The following is an 846-nucleotide window of genomic DNA, read 5'->3' as shown; positions in this document are numbered from 1 at the left end:
ACCAGACGCCACCGTCGTCACACCCGTGTAGGTATTCGCACCCGACAGCGTCTCCGTCCCGCCAGAAACCGTCAGACCGCCAGAACCGGACGCCACGCCGGAATAAACGGTGTCAGGATCTGCCGCCGTCAACGTCAGCGTCTGGCTACCAAGATCAATGCCACCGGCTCCACCCATATCCTTGACCGATGCACCAGAATTCGTCTGGCTGATATCAAAGATCGCACCTTGGGAAACATCCACAATGCTGGAATCAGCAATGCTGCCAGCCTCCCCCAATCCAAGCGTACCATTCTTGACACTTGTCGAACCGGTATATGTATTCGTCCCAATCAGTATCTGGGCACCACTGCCATTCATGATGACAGACACGGGACCCGCATCATTGTCTCCCACAACATCAGAAGAATATATCGTGGTTGACGGAGAAAATATTTGAGTATTCGGAGAAGATTCCTGAGCATAGACAGGCGCTAGCCCATACGTTGCCACGCCACACAACAGCGATGCAAGAAAACCGACTTTGGCTACACAGGAAGGAAACCCAATCAAAGATTTATTGTTTCGCGGATCGACCACAATCTTTTTTCTGCGGACGTTTTTCACGCGCTTAGAGCCCGATCCGAAAGTTTTTGAACAATACCAGTCTGTTGTGATTCATCCGTCTTTACGAAGAGATGGAGTGAATGATGACATGGACTGGTATTGCCCGACGTGAACATAGCCGGGAAGGACTGCGATATCCATCGGATATGATGGACGGGGAATGGGCTTTGATCGTGCCATTTGTGCCCCCTGCGAAACGGGGCGGTCGCCCTCGCACGACGGATATGCGCGAGGTGGTCA

1 protein-coding gene and 1 pseudogene are annotated in these 846 nt (G+C 52.5%); one reads left to right on the top strand and one right to left on the bottom strand.

Annotated elements, in window-relative coordinates; translation table 11 throughout:
- On the bottom strand, positions 1–606 hold a 606-nt coding region (locus CFR80_RS19160), incomplete at its 3' end, for an autotransporter-associated beta strand repeat-containing protein (protein WP_181418288.1).
- An 80-nt stretch (positions 607–686) separates the two neighbouring features.
- Here CFR80_RS19160 and CFR80_RS18545 point away from each other — a divergent pair.
- Positions 687–846 (top strand): annotated as a pseudogene (locus CFR80_RS18545) (IS5/IS1182 family transposase); the annotation flags it as partial.

Origin of the sequence: Komagataeibacter oboediens (assembly GCF_003207815.1) — a bacterium.
Lineage (GTDB): Bacteria > Pseudomonadota > Alphaproteobacteria > Acetobacterales > Acetobacteraceae > Komagataeibacter > Komagataeibacter oboediens.
Note: the sequence above shows the minus strand (reverse complement) of the source record. Positions and strands in the feature narration are given on the sequence as shown.